The 21,411-nt window shown below is 61.6% G+C and carries 14 protein-coding genes and 1 tRNA gene; 9 read left to right on the top strand and 6 right to left on the bottom strand.

The features are described 5' to 3' along the window. Positions 1 to 16: 16 nt before the first annotated feature. Positions 17 to 802, bottom strand: a complete 786-nt coding sequence (locus O7A60_RS27685; RefSeq protein WP_337108900.1) for a DUF1499 domain-containing protein — start codon at positions 800 to 802, stop codon at positions 17 to 19. 80 nt (positions 803 to 882) lie between these two features. Then, positions 883 to 2,511, bottom strand: a complete 1,629-nt coding sequence (locus tag O7A60_RS27680) for a fatty-acid--CoA ligase (protein WP_337108899.1) — start codon at positions 2,509 to 2,511, stop codon at positions 883 to 885. Positions 2,512 to 2,831: 320 nt separating this feature from the next. On the opposite strand from O7A60_RS27680, the gene O7A60_RS27675 reads away from it, so the two are divergent. Both O7A60_RS27675 and O7A60_RS27670 read left to right on the top strand, forming a co-directional pair. Further along, complete coding sequence (locus O7A60_RS27675) at positions 2,832 to 3,185, top strand: hypothetical protein (RefSeq protein ID WP_140510466.1); 354 nt, start codon at positions 2,832 to 2,834, stop codon at positions 3,183 to 3,185. A 130-nt stretch (positions 3,186 to 3,315) separates the two neighbouring features. After that, complete coding sequence (locus O7A60_RS27670) at positions 3,316 to 3,705, top strand: DUF427 domain-containing protein (protein WP_337108898.1); 390 nt, start codon at positions 3,316 to 3,318, stop codon at positions 3,703 to 3,705. Positions 3,706 to 3,799: 94 nt separating this feature from the next. Here the strand turns inward: O7A60_RS27670 and O7A60_RS27665 are convergent, their stop codons facing one another. The 3 genes from O7A60_RS27665 to ppdK all read right to left on the bottom strand — a co-directional run bounded on the left by O7A60_RS27665 (position 3,800) and on the right by ppdK (position 8,609). Continuing rightward, complete coding sequence (locus O7A60_RS27665; protein ID WP_337108897.1) at positions 3,800 to 4,540, bottom strand: polysaccharide deacetylase family protein; 741 nt, start codon at positions 4,538 to 4,540, stop codon at positions 3,800 to 3,802. Between the two features lie 166 nt (positions 4,541 to 4,706). Beyond that, on the bottom strand, positions 4,707 to 5,807 hold the full coding sequence (locus O7A60_RS27660; RefSeq protein WP_337108896.1) for a glycosyltransferase family 9 protein: 1,101 nt from the start codon (positions 5,805 to 5,807) through the stop codon (positions 4,707 to 4,709). 123 nt (positions 5,808 to 5,930) lie between these two features. After that, positions 5,931 to 8,609, bottom strand: coding sequence for a pyruvate, phosphate dikinase (gene ppdK, locus O7A60_RS27655; protein ID WP_337108895.1), 2,679 nt, complete (start codon positions 8,607 to 8,609; stop codon positions 5,931 to 5,933). A gap of 224 nt (positions 8,610 to 8,833) precedes the next feature. On the opposite strand from ppdK, the gene O7A60_RS27650 reads away from it, so the two are divergent. The 6 genes from O7A60_RS27650 (at position 8,834) to O7A60_RS27625 (ending at position 15,465) form a co-directional block, all read left to right on the top strand. Beyond that, on the top strand, positions 8,834 to 9,178 hold the full coding sequence (locus O7A60_RS27650; protein ID WP_337108894.1) for a VOC family protein: 345 nt from the start codon (positions 8,834 to 8,836) through the stop codon (positions 9,176 to 9,178). Positions 9,179 to 9,304: 126 nt separating this feature from the next. After that, positions 9,305 to 9,379 (top strand) — tRNA-Gln (locus tag O7A60_RS27645). Positions 9,380 to 9,872: 493 nt separating this feature from the next. After that, the gene (locus tag O7A60_RS27640; RefSeq protein WP_027145931.1) at positions 9,873 to 11,321 is read left to right on the top strand and encodes a TolC family protein; all 1,449 of its coding nucleotides are present in this window, start codon (positions 9,873 to 9,875) and stop codon (positions 11,319 to 11,321) included. A 40-nt stretch (positions 11,322 to 11,361) separates the two neighbouring features. Further along, positions 11,362 to 13,494 (top strand): type I secretion system permease/ATPase, encoded by a 2,133-nt coding sequence (locus tag O7A60_RS27635; RefSeq protein ID WP_337108893.1) that lies wholly within the window; start codon positions 11,362 to 11,364, stop codon positions 13,492 to 13,494. 50 nt (positions 13,495 to 13,544) lie between these two features. Continuing rightward, on the top strand, positions 13,545 to 14,834 hold the full coding sequence (locus O7A60_RS27630) for an HlyD family type I secretion periplasmic adaptor subunit (protein ID WP_337108892.1): 1,290 nt from the start codon (positions 13,545 to 13,547) through the stop codon (positions 14,832 to 14,834). Next, positions 14,824 to 15,465 (top strand): ribbon-helix-helix domain-containing protein, encoded by a 642-nt coding sequence (locus O7A60_RS27625; protein ID WP_140718022.1) that lies wholly within the window; start codon positions 14,824 to 14,826, stop codon positions 15,463 to 15,465. Before O7A60_RS27630 ends, O7A60_RS27625 begins: the two co-directional genes overlap by 11 nt. Positions 15,466 to 15,596: 131 nt before the next feature. Here the strand turns inward: O7A60_RS27625 and O7A60_RS27620 are convergent, their stop codons facing one another. After that, entirely contained in the window at positions 15,597 to 16,550 is a 954-nt protein-coding gene (locus O7A60_RS27620) for a transglutaminase-like cysteine peptidase (protein ID WP_337108891.1), read from the bottom strand. A 323-nt stretch (positions 16,551 to 16,873) separates the two neighbouring features. Between O7A60_RS27620 and O7A60_RS27615 the strand changes: the two genes are divergently transcribed. Beyond that, the coding region (locus O7A60_RS27615; protein ID WP_337108890.1) for a beta strand repeat-containing protein at positions 16,874 to 21,411 on the top strand (4,538 nt) is incomplete at its 3' end.

The following is a 21,411-nucleotide window of genomic DNA, read 5'->3' as shown; positions in this document are numbered from 1 at the left end:
TTCGCCGGAAAAAAGGCTATTGAGCCGGCGCCGCGCCGACCTGGCCGGCGACTTCCTGATCCAGTTCCGCCAGGAAATCGGTGATGCGCGCGGCATTGTCGCCAAGATCGTGGCGTCCGTAACGCGAGGCAGATCGCATATCAACGATGACCGTGTCGCCGTCATCCCTCACGCGAATGGCGACGTCCGCAGGAAGACCAACAACGAAGCTCGAGGCGATGGCGGTAATGGTCACCTCTGTCTGCCCGGCGAGTTCGGGATAAGGCTCCGAAAGGTCCCAGCCGCGCCGGTCGAGCACGGTTTCAACGGCATTGACGACGGTCTCGAATGGCAGGTCGTAGCTGCGTGCGGTGACCAATGGATAGCTGTCGGTCTGCAATGTCTGCTCACCCGGCGTCGGCGGGGACAGCACGTTCATGTCCCTGGTCCGATCACCGACATCAAGCGCGGGCGGTTCATCGAAATCGGTCGAGATGTCGCGCAGTGGCGGATAGATCGTCGCCCAGTAGGCGGCAACGCCGTACGGGGTGAGCACCAGCAGTGCCAGCAAGGCGCCGACGGTGAGATCACGGCCCCCACGGTCACCAAAATTCCACAGCCTTGCAAAGGCCAGGCCGGCAAACAGCAGCGCCAGCGCCGCCAGCAGGGCGACAACTCCCAGTACCCACAGGAACACCGGCGTTTGGACGAGGCCGAAGCGATGGCCGACAAAGTTCGTCAGCAAAAGCACCATCGAAAAGGCGGCCGTGCGCCGCGACCAGCCGGCAGCCTTCGACGTTTGCCGTTCGGGAATGCTAACCATTATTCTCTGCGCTGCCCCAACCCGGCTGGAGGTTTAGTGCCTTTTTGCGGCGGCTTGAAGCCGAAACACGCAACATCCCCTCAATCCGTCGGCAAGTGATAGTCCCTGAACTGCTGACGCAAGGTGATCTTCTGGATCTTGCCGGTGGCGGTGTGCGGTATCTCGTCGACGAAGGCGACGTCGTCCGGCATCCACCATTTGGCCACCTTGCCATCCATGAAATCGAGAATCTCGGCCTTGGTCGGTTCCTTGCCAGGCTTGGCGACGACGACCAGCAAGGGCCGCTCGCCCCATTTCGAATGCTGGACGCCGATCGCCGCCGCTTCCGCCACATCGGGATGGCCGACAGCCAGATTTTCCAGGTCGATGGTCGAAATCCATTCGCCGCCGGACTTGATGACGTCCTTCGCGCGATCGGTGATCTGCATGTAACCGCCGGCATCGATATGAGCGACGTCTCCGGTATCGAACCAGCCATCCTCATCGAACTGCTCCGCTCCCACACCGCCGTAATAGGCGCGGGCGACGGCCGGGCCGCGGACCTTGAGCCGGCCAAACGTCTTGCCGTCCCAAGGCTGCGCGTTGTCATCGTCGTCCGTCACCTTCATTTCGACGCCGAAGGGCGGGTAACCCTGCTTGCCCTGGACGTCGAGCCTCGCCTCGCCGTCCAGGCCTGCATAGTCCGGCTTCAGGGTGCACAGCGTGCCGAGCGGCGACATTTCGGTCATGCCCCAGGCGTGGATGACCTGGACACCGTACTTGTCCTGGAATTTCGCCATGATCGCGCGCGGGCACGACGAGCCGCCGATCACGACCTTGTTGAGATGGGGAAGCGTCTTGCCGGTCTCTTCCAGATATTGCAGCAGCATCATCCACACGGTCGGCACGGCGGCGCTGAATGTCACCTTCTCCTGATCGAGCAACTCATAGATCGAGGCGCCGTCCATTTTGCAGCCAGGCATGACCAGCTTGGCGCCGGTCATCGGCCCGCTCTGGCCAAGGCCCCAGGCATTGGCGTGGAACATCGGCACCACCGGCAGGATCGTGTCGCGCGCCGACAGGCCCATGGCGTCGGGCATGGCAGCGATCATGGCGTGCAGCACGTTCGAGCGATGGCTGTAGACGACGCCCTTTGGGTCACCCGTCGTGCCGGACGTATAGCACATGCCGGCCGCGGTGCCTTCATGAAAGGTCTTCCAGGCGAAGTCGCCATCAACCTCGTCAAGCCAGTCCTCGTAGGCAACGACACCGGGCAGGGTCGTTTGCGGCATGTGCGCCTTGTCGGTGAGCACGATCACCTTCTTCAGCGATTGGACGGCACCCGCGATCTTCTCGAGCAACGGGATGAAGGTGAGGTCGACGAAGACGGCCTTGTCCTCGGCGTGGTTCATGATCCAGACGATCTGTTCGGGAAACAGGCGCGGATTGAGGGTGTGGTAGATAGCACCGATGCCCATGATGCCGTACCAGGCCTCGATGTGGCGGGCGGTGTTCCAGGCCAGTGTCGCGATGCGGTCGCCCAAGGCAAAACCGTCGCGCTCCAAGCGCTGGGCGACCTTGAGGGAACGACGATGGATGTCGGCGTAGGTGGTGCGCACGATCGGTCCCTCGATCGAACGCGACACGATCTCGCGCACACCATGCTGCCTTTCAGCATTGTCGATCAGCTTGTGGCACAGTAGCGGCCATTCCTGCATCAATCCCAGCATGCCGTTCCCTCCCTCACGCTTTTCACGTCGCGCTTTTGATCGCATTGTGAAGCGAACCGGCGAATTGTCCAGCCACCTACGGGCGCAGCGGACGAAAGTCGGAGTTCGACCTGTATTTGGCAAACGATTGAATCCGGACGCTTTTTGATTTCGTTTGGCGGGCCTTGCTGCCATTCGAGTGACAGGGGCTTCAAATCCATTACGTCGGCGCAAACTCTCGTGATCGGACCAACCGCAAAAAGTGTCATAATCCGGCCATCGTCGGTGTTAAACTTCGTTAACGGGCAAAGGGGTGCGATTGGCGACTGAGAGAGGTTCGCATGGACGCGCTCGACGATAAGGTTCTCGAGAGTACGCTTGCCGAAAGCCTGGCCGATCTGGTGCCGGACGAAAAGACTGTTTCCGAAGACGAGTTCGTAGAAGTTGTCGGCGGCGCGCTGGAAGCGGTCGGCGGCACGCTGCTGTTCAAGATGTGCGTCCAGAACGAAGGGGAAGGCCAGCATGTCGCGGCGGCATCCGTCGGCGATGGCGGCAATCGCCAGTTCCTGCTGCTCACCTTGCCAACCGGCGGCGGGGCGCTGAAAGTCGAGACCATTTCCAGAAGCAGCAATCCGGTGGCGGGCATCGCGGCCGCCTATGCCGGGCTGATGGATGCCTTCAAAACCGCCGCCTGAATTTCCGCGGCCACGAGAAGGCAATCTTCGCGCCACGCACGGGCGCATGGCGTCTGTTTTGTTTGTGACTACGGGTCTTGCGCAATCCGGCCGTCCACCACACTTAAGGTTGGGGCAAGGAGGAACCAGCATGGACAAGATCGCCAACCCGGCACCCGGCTTCCAGCGCAATCCCGACAAGATCATCACGATAGAGCCCTATTCCGGCACCGTCACGGTCCGCTTCGGCGATACCGTCATCGCGTCGTCCGCGAGGGCGAAGGTGCTGACGGAGGCCCCCTACCCCGCCGCCTTCTACATTCCGTTCGCCGACATCGATTTCGACAAGCTCAGCCGAACGGACCACGCGACCCACTGCCCCTATAAGGGTGACGCCAGCTATTGGAGCGTGCTGCCGGCGGGCGAAGCGGGCAAGGACGCGATGTGGGCCTACCGCCAGCCGTACGACGAGATGACCGAGATCCGCGACCACGGCGCGTTCTATGCCAGCAAGGTCACCATCGAAGCCAAGCCGGACTGAACGCTTCGGCCCGACGCGCTTAAGGGTGCATTGAGATTCAGATCAGGCCCAGTCGTTAGAGCGGTTCGGCGGTTCTATCAAACACTGAAGCGCCCTACTCGGTGGTGCCGTGATCGCCCGTCCCGTCGGCGTCGTCGAGCCGCACGAAGGTCATGCCCTTGTCCTTGAGTGCCAGCAGGCCCTGCACCACGCCCTCGCCGGCGGCGTGGGTCGGCTGGTTGATGTGCGAGATAATGACGTCGCCATCCTTGGCAGCGGCGATACGCCTGGCGGTTTCCTTGGCGCCGAGCAGCGAGCCGCCGTCGCCATTGATCGAGAAGCCGGCAATCTTGAAGCCCAGCTTGCGGATCATCGCGATGGCCGAGGGGCTGTATTCGGCGGTTGCGCCACGGAACCATTTCGGCGCCGGCTCGCCGGTCGTGGCCAGAGCCGCGGCCCCTGACTCGACCTCGGCGAGCACAGCCTCCGGGCTGCCGGCGCTACTTATGCCATAGATCTTCCGTGGCGTGTCGACCGCCGGAACATGGCGGCCGCCGTGATTTTCCAGTTCGAACAGGTCGGGATGCGCCCGCATGATCGCGACGGCCTCGGCGTTGCGCTTCAGCCAGATGCCGGTGACGAAAATGGTGGCCGGTATCTTGTTGTCCACCAGCGCTGAGAGAATGCGCGTGTCGGTCTTGCCGCCGCAGGCATCGAGCGTGAGCGCAACGCGGCCGGTTCCGCTTGCAGCCGGCTTGATGTGCAGCGTGGGTTCGACCAGCGGCGCGGCATGGGCACCGGATATCAGCGCCACCGACACGGCGATCGTGCAGAGATGTTTTTGCAGCAGACGCATCAAACCAAATTCCCGAAACCAAATTCCCGGCTGGCTACTTCAAGCCGCCATCCCAAAACCCGCATGAAGGCGGAAATCGGACGAGGGATAGCAGAAAAACGCCTGGCGCGGCAATTTGATCTCCGGCTTGGTGAACATTCGGCGACAGTCTTGCCGACCATCGCCCTCAGACAACGCGTTCCTTTTTCAGATCGGTGCGTGCGAGGATCTCGCGCACGGCGTCAACGACCGGCTTCACCTCCAGACGCCAGACACAGCAAGCCTTGCTGGGGTCGGACCGGCGACACAAATCCCTGGCCACGCAATCGCAGGGCATTGACGGCCGAAGCGCGATGCTGGGCACGCCGACAGGTCCCCAGCGCGACGGATGCGTCAGGCCGAAAAGGCCGACAACCGGGGTACCCGCGGCAGCGGCCATGTGCATCGGGCCGCTTTCGTTGCCGAGAAACAGCCGGGCCTGTTCCAGGACCGCCAGCAGGCTCTCGAGCGAAAGCGCTCCGACCAGGTCGACCACCGGCGTCACGGTCCCGGAAACAATCCGCGCGGCGGTTTCACGTTCGCCTGGCCCTCCCACCAGGACGACGCCCAGTCCGGTTTCGGCCGCAACCTGGTCAATTGCTTCGGCAAACCGTTCCGGCTGCCATTGCCGGCCCTTGAAACTCGCGCCCGCATGGACGGCGACGAAGGCGTTCGGGTGGATATCGTGCGTGCCCAGAAGCGCCAGGGCTTTCGTGGCCTCGAATGTCGGCGGCTGGATGCTCGGTACCGTCACGCGCAAATCGATGCCGAGTGCTTCAAGAGGGGAGAGATAGCGATAGACAAAATGCTGCCCGCCAAACCCGTATGGTTTGGCAAACACATTGGCGGGCTGCCGCTCCAGCAGCTTCAGCGGCCTCTCGGGAGGATTGTAGCCGACACGCTTCCTGGCGTTGACGAGCCCGCTGACGACCCGAGAGGTCTTGGAATCGGTCAAATCGATCGTCAGGTCGAAGTGGAAGCGGCGCAGCGCCCGCACCACGGCATAAAGCTCTTTTCCACGCTCCAGCGGGTTGCCTCGCATGCGGGCCCGCCTGAACGTAACCACCTCGGAAGCGATGCCATGCGCAACCACGAAGCTCTCGAAGTGGGCTTCGCAGAGGAATACGATCCTGGCGCCGGGAAATTCGAGCTGCAGGTTCCTGGCGAGCGTCGAGGCGAGGACGATATCGCCTATGAACTTCGTTTGAATAATCAGGATCGAGCGGAACGGAGCGGGTGATATCTGCAACGTCTGTTTCCGGAGACAATTGGCGGTCATCCGCAAATTGGTGGCAAACAATGTCGAGATTACGCTCATGTCGCCAGCACGTTCGCGTGAGTTTTCATACAAAACCGTAAGCTTCGTACCGGTCTAGCCGCGTCCTGCCTTTGCCGCGTGCACAGCGGCCTGCGCCGCCGCCAGCCTGGCTATCGGCACGCGATAGGGTGAGCAGGAGACGTAGTCGAGCCCGACATCCTCGCAGAAGCGGATCGACGAGGGATCACCACCATGTTCGCCGCAGATGCCAAGCTTGATGCTAGGCCGCGTCGCCCTGCCCTTTTGCGCCGCCATGCGCACCAGTTCGCCGACACCGTCGATATCGAGGGAGACGAACGGATCCTGCTCGATGATGCCCTTCTGGCGGTAGGTTTCCAGGAAGGAGGCCGCGTCGTCGCGCGAGATGCCGAAGGTGGTCTGGGTGAGGTCGTTGGTGCCGAAGGAGAAGAACTCGGCCGACTCCGCGATGACATGGGCACGGATCGCCGCGCGGGGGAGCTCAATCATCGTTCCGGTGAGGTAATCGATCTTGACGCCGCTCTCGTCCATGACGCTCTTGGCGACCGCATCGATACGCGCCTTCACATAATCGAGTTCCTTCACCAGGCCGACCAGCGGCACCATGATCTCGGGCACCACCAGCGCGCCGGCTTTCCTGCCGGCCTCGACGGCCGCCTCGAAAATGGCGCGCGCCTGCATCTCGGCGATCTCCGGGTAAGAGACGGCGAGCCGACAGCCGCGATGGCCGAGCATCGGGTTGAATTCGTGCAGCGCCTCGGTGCGCTGTCTGAGCTTGTCGGGCGATACGTTCATGGCGGCCGCGACTTCGGCGACTTCCGCTTCCGTCTTGGGCAGGAATTCGTGCAGCGGCGGATCGAGCAGGCGGATCGTCACCGGCAGGCCGGCCATGATCTCGAACAGCTCCAGGAAATCCGAGCGCTGCATGGGCAGAAGCTTGGCCAGCGCGGCGCGCCGGTCCTTCTCGGTGTCGGCCAGGATCATCTCGCGCATGGCGACGATGCGGGCGCCGTCGAAGAACATGTGCTCGGTGCGGCAAAGACCGATGCCTTCGGCGCCGAAAGAGCGCGCCATGCGCGCATCGAGCGGCGTTTCGGCATTGGTGCGCACCTTCATGCGGCGCACCGCGTCCGCCCACTCCATGATCGCGGCGAAATCGCCTGACAATTCCGGCTGCAGCATCGCCACGGCGCCCTTGAGCACCTGGCCGTTGCCGCCATCGATGGTGACGATGTCGCCCTTGCGGAAGGTTTGTCCCATCGAGAGCAGCGTGCCGGCCCTGTAGTCGACACGCAGCGAGCCGGCGCCCGAGACGCAAGGCTTGCCCATGCCGCGCGCAACGACGGCGGCGTGGCTGGTCATGCCGCCGCGCGTGGTCAGGATGCCTTCGGCCGCATGCATGCCGTGGATATCTTCCGGACTGGTCTCTATGCGCACCAGGATCGCCTTGCGTCCTTGCGTCTTCAGGTCCTCGGCATCGCCGGAGGAAAAGACGATCTCGCCGGTGGCGGCTCCCGGCGACGCCGGCAGGCCGACGCCGATGACGTCGCGCGCGGCTTTTGGGTCGATGGTCGGGTGCAGCAACTGATCGAGCGAAGCCGGATCGATGCGAACGACCGCCTCTTCCTTGGTGATCAGCCCGTCCCTGGCCATCTCGACCGCGATCCTGAGTGCTGCCTTGGCGGTGCGCTTGCCGGACCTTGTCTGCAGCATCCACAATTTGCCGCGCTCGATTGTGAATTCGAGGTCCTGCATGTCGCGGTAGTGCTTTTCCAGGCTGTCGGAGATGGTGACGAAGGACTGGAAGGCGTCCGGCATCAGCTTCTGCAGTGACGGCTTGTCGGAACCCGCCGCGATGCGCGCCGCCTCGGTGATGTTCTGCGGCGTGCGGATGCCGGCAACGACATCCTCGCCCTGCGCGTTGACCAGGAACTCGCCATAGAGCTGCTTTTCGCCGGTCGACGGGTTGCGGGTGAAGGCAACGCCGGTCGCCGAGGTCTCGCCCATATTGCCGAACACCATGGCCTGGACATTGACCGCCGTGCCCCAGCTTTCGGGAATATCGTGCAGGCGCCGGTAGGTGATGGCGCGGTTGTTCATCCAGCTCGATAACACCGCGCCGATCGCGCCCCAGAGCTGCTCGTGCGGATCCTGCGGGAACGGCTTGCCCAGCTCTTCCTCGACCTTGGCCTTGTAGAGCGCGATGACGCCTTGCCATTCGATGGCCGTCAGCTCGGTGTCGAGCTCATGGCCGAGGCTGGCTTTCTGGTCTTCCAGGATTTCCTCGAACACCTCGTGATCGAGACCCATGACGACATCGGAATACATCTGGATGAAACGGCGGTAGCTGTCATAGGCAAAGCGCGCATCGCCGGAATCGGCGGCCAGCGCCTCGACCGTCTCGTCGTTCAATCCGAGATTGAGTACGGTGTCCATCATGCCGGGCATCGACGCCCGAGCGCCGGAACGCACCGAAACCAGGAGCAGCTTCGACGGGTCGCCGAACCGGCGGCCAGTCAGCCGGCCGATATGGTCGAGCGCGACGGTGACGTCGGCTTCCAATCCCGCCGGGTAGGTACGGCCATCGGCATAGTAGGCATTGCAGACCTCGGTGGTGATCGTGAAGCCCGGCGGCACCGGCAGGCCCAGGCTGCACATCTCGGCCAGATTGGCCCCCTTGCCGCCCAACAGATTCCTGTCGCCGGCACGGCCTTCCGCCGCACCATCGCCAAAGGTGAAAACCCATTTGGTCATGCTTTGCTCTCCGGTTGCAGGAGATTGGAAAGATTGGCGAAACGGAAAGCTCCGCCCGTGTCCGACTTCGAGCGATATGATGCTGCAGTGCGAAACGCAAGCGCCGGGCAAGTCGTCGGGTCGCTACAATCGATTAAGAAAAAGCCATCGCCCGGGATGCGTCAAAAAGACTTGCCACCTGATGGTACGATGTCTAGAACATAAAGGGAACAAAGAGGTGCATCATGAAACAGCCTGGAAAACTGGACTATCTGGAAATGCCGGCGACCGGCGGCACGCTGGACCGGATGAAAGGCTTCTACAGTGCCGCCTTTGGCTGGTCGTTCACCGACTATGGACCGACCTATTCGGCCTTTGCGGAGGGGCTGGACGGAGGTTTTCAGGCCGATGCAGAGGAAGCGCCGGCCAATCCGCTGCCTGTGCTTTACAGTGAGAATCTGGAAGAAACCCTTCGCGCCGTCGAAAGCGCCGGCGGAACGATCGTCAAGCCGATATTCCCATTCCCCGGTGGCCGACGCTTCCACTTTGTCGACCCAGCCGGCAACGAGTTGGCTGTGTGGTCCCTATAGTCCGTTTGTCATCATCCGCGGCAATCGCGCTGCTGGCCAGCCGGGTGCCTTCGCGGTCGCTCATAAGCATTGTGCTTTTCGGCTGCTCTGCTAATAACGCGCCGCACAGCGACTCTGACGGCTTATTGGGGCGTCGCCAAGTGGTAAGGCATCGGTTTTTGGTACCGACATTCCCAGGTTCGAATCCTGGCGCCCCAGCCAAGCGCAGACTTCATTGAGACTGAAGCACGCACCGAATCGAGCCTGCTCCAACCAAGAAGTGTCCCGCTCGGCCGTGCCTCGGCGATCTCGCCAGCCATTTAGACGTCAAAGCGCGACCAGAACATGTTGGCAATGGGGGTGGCCGGACAAAACCCTCCTTCGCCTGGGTTTGTTAAGTGTGCCCTTATTGCCTGCGAGAGCAACTTTATTTGCAGACGGGCGTACTCGTCAGCATGTTGTCAGAACAGGCTTGCTGTTTGCCATCTCCATATCTTTGTTGGGGTGCTTCAAGCTTCGACACCGGCACTTGATCCCGCCGACATCTCAAATGTGTGCTATTTTTGCTACATTTTCTGGCCGTCTGCCCAAAATCTATCATTTAGTCACAGCTTAATAATGAAACGTCCACGTTAATTTGTAAGATAGCGAACAAAGCCAGGCGCCGAGCCCGGCTGGGGCGCTCTTGAAAGAGCGGGGAAACGTGGGTGGGAAAATGAAGACGACAGGTCTGTCGACCAAAGTCATGGGCGTTGGCCTCTTGATGACGGCTACCATGCTGAGCTGCTGGGGCGCGCATGCATTGACGCTCAAGGAGGCCATGGCGGTTGCGGTGGAATCCAACCCGGAAATCGGCCAGGCCATCGAAAACCGTGAGGCGATCGAGTTCGAGCTGCGGCAGGCGAAAGGGCTTTATCTCCCAAGCGTCGACCTGCAGGCATCTACTGGTGCTCGCCGCCTGGACAACTCCTCCCGCCGCGCGCTCTCCATCGAGCACGATGCGCTTTATCCAGCGGAGACCGATCTGACGGTTTCACAAACCCTTTATGACAGCGGCGCAAGGCGAGCCGAACTCAACCGTCAGGCCTCGCGAGTCGATGGCGCCTCGTTCCGCGTGCTGGAGCGATCTGAGTTCATCGGGCTGTCGGTTGTCCAGGATTACCTGGAATACATGCTTCAGGGCTCGATCGTGGCAGAGGCAAAGAAGAATCTGGGCTTTCATCAAGCGATTCTCCACGACATCCGGGAAGGCATAGCAGGCGGCGGGTTGAACGAAGCCGACCGGCAACAGGCCGAGGAGCGCTTGTTTGCGGCCAAGGCCCGCATGCAGGAAGCCTCCGAGGAACTCGAGGCCTCGAGGATACGCTTCTTCAAGACAGTCGGGAAACCGCTGACCAATGCTTCGCGGCCTGGCGATGTTTCCTCCGCGCTGCCAAGGTCCCTCGACGACGCACTGGGCATTGCGCGGGAGAACAATCCGCGCGTCCACATGGCCAATAGCGATATTGCGGCCGCGGCCTCGCAGGTTGACGCCGCTCGGGCGAAATACGGCCCTTCGATCGTCGCCGAAGGCACCGCCCGGGCCGGATATGACATTGACGGCGACAATGGAGACACGTCCGATTTGCAGGCACGATTGGTGCTGCGTTGGAACCTGTACCGCGGCGGCATCGACAAAGCGAATGAGCAGGAGCAAATCCGCCGCGCCAGCGAGCAGCGGCTTGGGCTGCATCAGGTTCTGCGGGAGATCGAAGAGGCCGTTCGCACGTCGTGGGATCGCCGCTTCCGGCAAGCCGATCTGGCAAAGACCCTGAAGCTGCAAGCCGCTTCCAGCGAGAAGCTGGTTGCCTCTTATCGCGAGCAGTTCAAGGTCGGACAGCGCTCGCTGCTCGATGTGCTGGATGCGCAGAATACACGGTTCAACACAGCTACGCTGGCGGACACCGCGTCCTACGCATCCCTCTTTGCCCAATATCGGCTTCTGGCAGCGACCGGGCAGTTGCTGAAAACGATGGACATCCATCCGCCAAAGCAGGCCACGGCCTACGCCAAGGACGAATTTGCCGTTCCGGCGAACGCGGATACCGAAACCTATGCACGGACCCCGTCGGAACAGACGAACGATATACCTTTCGACATCCTTGCCCCGGTCAGGAAGAAGTGAGCCGGTGTAAAGGGGGGTTGAGGGTCCTGGCGGGCGGGTCGTGAATCAGCAGCCACATATTCTGTCGCCCAAGGAGGCATTCAAGGCCTGCTTTTCGGCGGTTGCCGCCTATCTCGGCAGGCCGAGCGCGGAAACCGTGCTGTTTGCCGGGGTACCGATTTCGGACACGCGCATCGAAGTCACCGAGATCAGGCATCTTGCCGAACGCATCGGTCTCGAGACCCACGAATTCAACCATCGCGACTTCTTGCGCGGTCGCCTCGATCTTCCGGCAATTCTCTTCCGTGTCAGCCAGTTGCCGATCGCCCTGCTGGCGGAAATCGACGGCGACGGGTATCTCACTGCCCCGCAGGAAGACGGGCGCACGACTGTCGGCAAATCCGAGCTGGCCGCAAGTTACATCAGCGGCGGCGTATCCTTCTCGATCACCTATGCCAACGCCACCGAAGGCATGAAGGTCGGGTCGGCGCAGCAGATCGAACGGCGCCATTGGCTGACAGGAACGATGGGCGCTTTCTGGCGTACCTATTCGAAGGTCGTGCTGTCGGCGATCTTCATCAACCTGCTGGCCATCGCCTCGCCGATCTTCACCATGAACGTCTATGACCGCATATTGCCGAACAAGGCGATATCGACGCTTTGGGTGCTGGCGATCGGTATCGGTGCCGTCATTCTTTTCGACCTGCTTCTGAAGACGGCCCGGGCCTCGCTCATCGACTATGCCGGGCGCAAGGCGGACCTGCGGATATCGTATTTGCTGTTCGAGAAGGTGCTGAATTCATCCTTGTCCGCGCGCCCGGGCTCGACCGGCGAATATGCAAATCGCGTCACTCAATATGAGTTCGTCAGGGAGTTCTTCACCTCCAACACCATCAGCGTCTTCATCGACACGGCCTTCGTCTTCATCTTCCTGCTGGTCATCTACGCGATCGGCGATTGGTTGGTCATCATACCGGCCTTGGCATTCGTGGCGTCGGTGATAGTCGGCCTCGTCACGCAACGCCGCATCGGCAAACGGGTCGCCGCGTCGATGAACGAGGCATCCCAGCGCCAGGCCTTGCTGGTCGAGTCCATCTCCACGCTGGAAACAATCAAGTCCCTGCGCGCCGAAGCCTATTTGCTGAGGAAGTGGGGCGAGCATTCGAAGAACGCGGCCAATACCTCGGAGAAGATCAAGCAGCTCTCGGCGGCGGCCGGCAACATCACCCAGGCTATCCAGCAGCTTGTGACGGTCGCCCTGGTCGTGGCCGGGGCCTATGCCTTTTCGGAAGGGCACGTTTCGACAGGAGCCATTATCGGCACGGTGATGCTGGCGAGCCGGGCCGTGGCTCCGCTCGGCCAGATCGCGATCACCCTGTCGAGATTTCGCCAGGCCATGCTCTCCTTGAGAATGGTGAATTCCATCATGGCCCAACCGGAGGACCGGCCGGACACGGTAGGCTTTGTCAATCGCCCGATCCGCAATGGGGCGATGACGTTCAAGAATGTCGGCTTCGTCTACCCCGGCTCGGAAAACGAGGTTCTGTCCGGCCTGAACTTCTCGGTGAAGCCGGGCGAGCGCATCGGCATCATCGGCCGCATCGGGTCAGGCAAGACGACGATGGGACGCCTGATCGGCAGGCTTTTCCTGCCGAGTTCAGGCGAGCTGCTGCTGGATGGCATCGACATCCGCCAGTATCACCCGTCGGAGGTGCGCGCCGCCGTGGGTATCGTCGCGCAAGCCGGCGATCTGTTTTCGGGCACCGTGAAGGAGAACCTGCTCATGGCAGCTCCCGAGGCGACCGACGAACAGATCATCGAAGCCGCAAAAGCCGCCGGCGTCGACGAGTTCGTCTCTCGCCATCCACGCGGCTACGACATGAATGTCGGCGAGCGGGGCACCAATCTTTCCGGCGGGCAGAGACAGACGGTGGCGATTGCCCGGCTGCTTTTGACCAAGCCGAAGATCGTCTTTCTGGATGAACCGTCTGGCTCGATGGACCTGGCTTCGGAACGACAGCTGATCAAGCAACTCAAGACAGCTTTTGACCGCAATACGACGCTGATCGTCTCGACGCATCGCTTCAGCATGCTCGAATTGGCTGATCGCCTTATTGTTGTCGAGCAGGGAAAGATCGTTGCCGATGGACCAAAAGAACAAGTCATTCAGGCGCTGCAGAGAACCAATACCTGAATGAACAAATTATATCGGGCTGAAACCGATATAATAACGGGGCGTAGGAAATGCTTGCCAGGGAAGACCGCCCGCCGCTTTTTGCGACGGCGTCCATATTCATCATAGCGGCGCTCTTCGTCGCATTTGTCGCTTGGTCATCATTCGCCGAGGTCGACGAGATCGCGCGTGGCGACGGCAAGGTCATACCGGCTTCCAAGACCCAGGTCATCCAAGCCAGCGAGCCGGGCGTCGTTCAGGAAATCGCCGTTAAGGTGGGGCAGGTCGTCAGGAAGAACGACCTTATCATTCGTCTCGACAACACTTTGAACACGTCCAGCCTCGGCGAACAGCAGGCCAAGGCGCGGGCCCTGCAAACACGGATCGCCAGGCTCAAATACGAACAGAGCGGCAGCATCACCGGATCGTTTCCGTGTCCGCAGGACATTCGGGCGGTGGCACCGGAAATCTGCGACAACGAGCAAAATCTGCTCGTTGCCCGGCGCGAAAACTTCGATAACAAGCTGTCGGTGCTCAAGTCGCGCCTCGACCAGCGCGAAAAGGAACTTGACGAGGCGAACGCCAATCTCGACCGCCTGACAAAAAACCTGGCTGTGAGCGACCAGCAGGCGAAGCTGGTCGAGGCGATGGTCAAGAAAGGTCTGATGGCAAGGACCGAGCAGCTCAAGGTCGAGCAGGAGCAAACCGAACTCAACGGCCAATTGAACCTGGCCGGCGAGACGATAAAGAAAGCCAAGTCGGCGATCACCGAGGCGCAGCTTCAGGTCGAGGAACTCGGGCTGCAGTTGAAGCAGGAGGCACTCGATGACCTGACGCAGGCCTTGGCCGATCTTTCGGTGGTGGACGAAACCATTCGCGGCGCGACCGACAAGGTCGCGCGAACGGATATCCGTTCTCCGGTGGACGGGATCGTCAACACGATGGAACTGAACACCGTCGGCGCCTTCGTCCAGCCCGGAACTGTCGTAGCCGGCATCGTGCCCACTTCCGAGACATTGCTGGTCGAAGCGCGTGTTTCGCCCCGCGATGTCGCCTTTATCCGCCCCGACCAGGATGCCTTGATAAAGGTCACGGCTTACGACTTCTCGATCTTTGGCGGCATCGAAGGCAAGGTTTCCAACATTACCGCGGACAGCCTGGTCGATCAGAAGACGGGCGAGCCCTATTACCAGGTGCGTGTCTCAACCGACAAATCGACACTGGAGCGAGACGGAAAGGCATATTCGATCATCCCCGGCATGATCTGTTCCGTGGATATCAAGACCGGACGCAAGACGATCCTGAGCTACCTGCTGAAGCCGATCAACAAAGCACGTCAGGAGGCAATGAGTGAGCGCTAGCGCCATCTCTCCCCCGCCCCCCGAAGACCGTTTGCTTCTGCCGCTGCCGACAGAAGATTTCGAGCTCGAGTTTCGCGTCGTGGCGCGCGGCGGCACAAGGCGCGGCATCCGTCTGGAACGGGCTTTCTGGCTTTCGCTGAAACAGATGGCCGAGAGCCGCAAATGCACCATCGGCATGCTGGTCGACGAGATCGCCGAAAGTCACGCGGAGAACGGAAACCTGACCTCGGCAATTCGGGTGGCCTGCATTCGCGCGTTGGGACACGAGAACCTGAATTTGCGCAGGCTCGCGTCGATCAGGACGGTAAACGCCATTCTGCTTGCCTGTCCGTCGCCGGCTTTCGCCTTGGCATCGACCAAGAAGATCGTGACGTTCAATGCGCCATTCCAGCAATTGGTCAAACGGCAGTTGCCGACGGCATTCGACGGAGACACGCGGCAGGACCTGAAGCTGGCGCTGGATCTCAACGTGGCGGATATATTCGCGCGCCTCGACACCAACGGCGACGTTGCCGTTGCGAGCGGATTTGTGATCGGCGCCGGCGAGCGCCGTTACCGGGGCCAGCTGAACGTGGTGCGCGCGCCGGTGCTGGACCTGGAATTGCTGATGGCTTTTGTCTTCAACGGTTAGAGCCGCTCATCGTTTCGCGGAACCGTTCTATCTCTTTGTCTTGATGCAATTTGCCCAGGCAAAGCGCTACGCACTTTTCCTTGAATTGCTCCGGGCATTCAGCCGGGGACAAACAGCGACCGCGCTTTGCCTTACTTGACTTCCATCTGCGCGCCTTCGCCAGGCGCGACGGTTTCGAAACCGCCTTTGACGTCGGCCATCTGCGCGGCCCCCGGTTTGGACCCATGGATCCATGCCCGGTCGGTGCTGAACGAGTACAGTGGCTGATAGTCCGGAAGCGCGCTGTCCTTGAGCACTGTATTGTTGAGACTGTCGAGAATGTAAGCGCCGCTTGCAGTGCTCACCGAAAGCACGGCGTGGAAGAAACCTCGCTTGCGGTCCTGGAGAACGACGAGCGACATGCTGCGTGCCGGAATGCCGGCCCTCAGCAACGCCGTCATCTTGAGGATGGCGAAGTCCTCGCAGTCGCCGGCGCGATTGGCGAGGATCTCCGAAGGCTTCGCCCAGTAGTCGAGCTTGCCGTAAACGACGCTGTCCTTCCTGTAGGCGATCAGGTGGTTGATGCCGCTGTTGATGAACGACAGTTTTTCGACAAACCCCTTGCCTTGGGCAGCCGAAACCATGGCCGCGAAGGCCGGGCTCTTGTGGTCGCAGGGACTGCCGGCGGTGCAACCGGTTATGGCCTGGTAGACCGGTGCCCAGCGCGCCGAAACCGGAAAATTGCGCATGGACAGCGCAACCGACCCGAATACGCCCGGGATAATCGACGCAGTCTGCATCGGGTCGATATCCCTACCTTCTTGCGCCATCAAGGCGCTGGACCGGTCTTGCGCGGAAACGGGATTGTAGCCGTTCAGGACGAGGCTGATCTGGTAGGCGGCGGCCGGCTGCCAGGGCTGGTACCTCCGCAGCGAAATGCCGCCGAGATCAGGCGGCGCCTGGACCGTTCCAAGCAGTGCCGGTTCGGGCAGGAAATCCCTGATGATCGGCCCGGCAAGGGCTGGCTGCGCCGCGCCGGCTATCCCCAGTGCCAGCAGAAGCAGCTTGAGTTTTCTCTTCTTCGGAGCATTCTTTTGTTTTTTCATGACGCCCACCTTTGACCGTGGACGCTACCAATCTTGTCTCAAATTACTGGAAATGAAGGTGGATAACTTTCCCGCAAAGTGGTTTTTCTATTTTGTGTAAAATTTTATACGTATTTATACTTCTATTTACCAAGTTTTTCGCGCTGGTCGTGGCAAAGCGCCGCCCATTCCAAGCAAGATATAACTGATTATATGTTCACAGTTTACCAAGCGTAAAAAAAGTCATCGAACGCATATCCAAATATATAGAATGGATTGACGGACCGTTGCAAAGTCGAGGCGCCGCCTGTCTCTTTCCGGGAAATGCCGGAGGGGTTAAAGCTATGACGACCAGTATTGAGTTGGACAACGTTTCGAACTCGTGGGACGAGCATTCCGTCTCCAACGATCACCACGACCTGACAGCGCCGATCCAGTTGGTGGCGCAGGCCGCGCCGGCCGAGCAAGCGGCGGCGCCGGCTCAAACAGCGCCGGCAGCGGCCGAGCCTGTGCCGGTCGATGTCGGCGGCGGCGCGCCGGCGGCTGCTCCGCCAGCGGCAAATGCGCCACACGAATACGTGGCGGACGCAAGCAACGTCGTAAAGCTTCCCGCCAACGTCTCGATCGACAACATCAAGGTCGACGGCCACAACCTCGTGCTCGAGCAGGCGGACGGCTCGGTCATCGTCATCAAGGACGGTGCCCTGAATGTGCCGACCTTCATCATCGGCGAAGTCGAAGTGCCGCGTGTGGCCTTGATCGCCGCGCTGGAAGCGAGCCATGTCGATGTCGCCTTTGGCGCGGACGGCTCGATATCGGCGGGCCCGGGAGGTTCGACCTCGAGCGCCGGCGGCAATTTCGAACAGCCTGCCGGCGGGATCGGCGACGGCTTCGGCCTGTCGGCCCTCCTGCCACCAACGGACCTGCAATTTGGGCAGCCGGATCATCGCGAATTGTTCCCGAGCCTCCTGGAAAATGATTCCACTCCCTCCATTGGCGCCATAGGGGAAGCGACGGTCCATGAGGCCGGCCTTCCGGCCCGTGGCGGCGAGTCGGCCGGCTCGGATGCAGCGTCGGACTCCGAGACGATATCGGGCACGATCGGCTTCACCTCGCCGGACGGCGTGTCGGAAGTGACGCTGGGCGGCCATGTGCTGACCGGTGCCCCGCAGACCTTCAGCGACGCTACCGGCTCGCTGACCGCAAGCTATGTCTATGATGCTGCCTCGGGCGTTGGCACGATCAGCTACTCCTATACTCTCGGCGACAACACCTCGGGCGACAATACGAGCGTGAATTTTGCGGTTGGGGTGACGGATGGCGATGGCGACACGGCTCCTCCCGGCAACCTGGTCATCAACATCATCGACGACGTGCCGACGGCCCATGCCGACAGCAACGACGTGACCGAGGGTGTCCTGCTCACCGTCACGGCCGCGGCCGGCGTGCTGACCAACGACGTTGCCGGCGCCGATGGCGCCACCGTCAGCGGCGTGCGCGCCGCTGGTGCGGACACTTCAACCGCGGTGACCGGCGGGGTCGCCACCGACATAGCGGGCCTGCACGGCACGCTGCATCTCAACGCCGACGGGTCCTACACCTATCAGTCGACCGCCAACAACATCACCTCGGCGACGACCGACGTCTTCGTCTACACGATCAGGGACGGCGACGGCGACCTGTCGACCACGACGCTGACCATCAATCTCAGCGATGCCGGGCTGGTCGCTCCGGCCGACAGCGACGTCACCGTCAACGAAGCAGCTCTCGACACCTCGACCACCGGCGCAGACCTCACGCACGGCAGCGTTACCGGCTCGCTGCCGCTCCTGACCACCGAGACCGACGCGACCAACCATCTCAACGCCTTGGGCGGCGTCGGCGCGCTCACCTATACCGAGCAGACCACCGTCGGCACTTACGGCACAATCCATATCAATACCGATGGCAGCTACGTCTACACGCTGACCAGCAACCATCTCAACGCCCAGGCCGATGACGGTGCGCAGACCATCTCGGGGCTGGAGAACTTCACCTACACGGTCACCGACAGCGTCGGCAATTCCACCACGGGCACCATCACCGTCAACATCATCGACGACGTGCCGACGGCCATTGGCACGGCCCAGCTCACGGCAAATGTCGATGAGGACGGCCTCCACAATGCCCAGTCTGTCGGCAACGTCGACAATCCCCAGCCCGACGGCGAAGTAGCCGGGACCAACTCGGCCATTGCCGCAGGCGCCGCCGGTGCCTTGAATCTTCTCGTCGATTTCGGTGCCGACGGTCCGAACCCGACATCGGCCTTTGGGCTGGTCACGCAAGCTGCTCCTTCCGACTCCGGCATCGACTCGAAGGGCGCGGATGTCCTGATTGTCTCCGACGGCACCACGCTCACCGGCTATGTCGATATCGGCGGCGGAGCCGGCTACCAGGCGGGCACGGACAGACCGGTGTTTACGCTGACTGTCGGCGCCGACGGCTCATACGTCTTCACGCTGATCGATCAGATCGACCATCCGACGCTGAACGGCGCCGTGGGCGACAATACGGAAAACACGCTTGCGAATGGCGGGATCGATTTTTCGTCATTCATCATTGCCAAGGATGGCGATGGCGACACCGTCGAACTGGCGGCCGGCACGTTCAAGGTCCAGGTGCTCGACGATGTTCCGCAGATCACCGCGCGGGATGCCGCCACCACGACGACCACCACCACGGAAACGATCGTCTACACGCTGCAGGCCGGTAACACCGATGTTCGCGGCATGGACGGCGCCGGAAATCACGACATCAAGCTGTCCGGCGTCGACGTCAACGAGGGCGACAATTCCGTCAACACCACCGGCACCAAGATCGGCGTCGGCGACGGCCAGATCATCGATGGATACGAAACTCATCCAGGTGTGACCGGACCTGAAATCCTGACCATGGATTTCGTCAACAACCTCGTGGTCACGGCCAACAATCCAAATCCGCCGATCATCACCGATAGCGGTTCCTATGATGTGTCATCCGTCGCCTTCACCATAGACGTCGCCGAAGCCAAGGGCATCGAGAGTGCGGTCCTGTTCATCGGCGCTAAGGATGGCGGCGTGTTCGAGCCGTTCACCGTGACGGTCAATGGCGTGCTCACAGCCGGCACCGCCGTCTTCGAAGGCGGCGTGCAGGTCGGCTACGCCTTCGCCGGGGTACCGGATGGCGCTACGGTGGAAGTCGTGGGCAGCACCCCATTCGACCAGCTCAAGGTGGGCAACTACAACAACTTCACGTTCGATTCCAATGCGGGCGGCACCGATGCCACCTTGAGCGGGGGGAATCCGTTCAAGATCTTCGGTATCGAGGCGAAGATCACGAACGTCACCACACAGACCGAGGTCTTCCGGGTCAGCCATGACGAATCCGCCGGCGTCAACAATTCCGCCGACCCCAATCCGGCCAACGATACGGCCCTGCCCCCGCCGGCTCTGGTCCAGGAGGCTGACGCGCTCGGCTATGCGAAATCGTCGGCAAGCGCCCTCGGGCTCTTCAACGCCTCGGTCGGCGCCGACGAAAATGCCACGTTCTCCTTCGCGGTGACCGATGCCAACGGAAATGCACTCGTCAATGTCGATTCCGGACTGAAGACGATCGGTGGCGCCACAATTCTGCTCTCGACGAACGCCGACGGCGTTCTCGTGGGGTCGGCCAACGGCGTCGACGTATTCAAGGTCTATGTCGACCCGACCGGCGCGGTCTGGATCGGCCAGTATCAACCGATCGCGCACAGCATCGATGGCGGCAGTGCGGCTGCCTTCGACGACATCGCGACCGTCGCCGCCGATCTGCACGTCAAGGCGACGATCACAGATTTCGACGGCGATTCGACCACCGCCGTTTCCCATGTCGCCCTGAGCGTCGAATTCCAGGATGACGGCCCGGCGGCCGTCAATGATCAGGATTCGGTGACCGAGGACGGACCGACGATGGCTGACGGCAATGTCGTTACCGGCACCGGCGGCAGCGACGCCAATATCACCGACGGCCACGCCGACCATCTTGGCAGCGACGGCTTCGGCGCGATCGCCTGGGACGGCGCTGTCACCAACCACGTCAACGGGATTTACGGCCAGCTGACAGTTGGCGCCGACGGCAGTTACAGCTATGTGCTCTATACACAGGCTCAGAATCCGGCTGCCTATGCCGCTGTCCAGGGTCTCTCCGCGGGCCAGAGCCTGAGCGAAAGCTTCGGCTACACCGTGACGGATGGCGACGGCGACACTTCGCCGGCGTCCCTGACGATCACCGTCAACGGTGCCGATGATATCGTCACCATTTCAGGCCTGACGCCTCAGGCGGACGGCGGCGACGCAACGGTCGACGAGAAGGGACTGCCGCCACACGGATCCAATCCCGCAGGGTCGGGAGAATTGTCCGACAGCAATCCAAACAACAACTCCGACCATTCGGAAACCGCCGTCGGCACATTCGCCTTCACCTCACCCGATGGCCTGGGATCGCTGCAGGTCGGCACGACCAGCATCACCTATGCCGCTCTGGCCAATTCCGGTTCGGTTCCGGTCGTCATTGCCGGCGGCCCGGCCTATGGCACGCTGATGATCACCGGCTTCAGCGGAACAAACGCCGGCGGCACTGTCACCTACAGCTTCACGCTGACCGACAATGTTGCGCATCCAGGCGTGGGGGTCACCGGCGCAGCAGACCAGCTTTTCGCCAACTATGGCGTTATCGTCACCGACGAGGATGGCAGTCCATCGAGCTCGACGCTGTCGATCGCCATCAATGATGATGGACCGGTGGCGCAGAACTACACGGGAGCGACCTTCGCCGAGGGCACCGGCGCGCACGACATTGGCAATGCGGTGACGCTGCTGGGCATCGG

Origin of the sequence: Mesorhizobium salmacidum (SeqCode) (assembly GCF_037179605.1) — a bacterium.
GTDB classification, from domain to species: Bacteria; Pseudomonadota; Alphaproteobacteria; order Rhizobiales; family Rhizobiaceae; genus Mesorhizobium; species Mesorhizobium salmacidum.
Note: the sequence above shows the minus strand (reverse complement) of the source record. Positions and strands in the feature narration are given on the sequence as shown.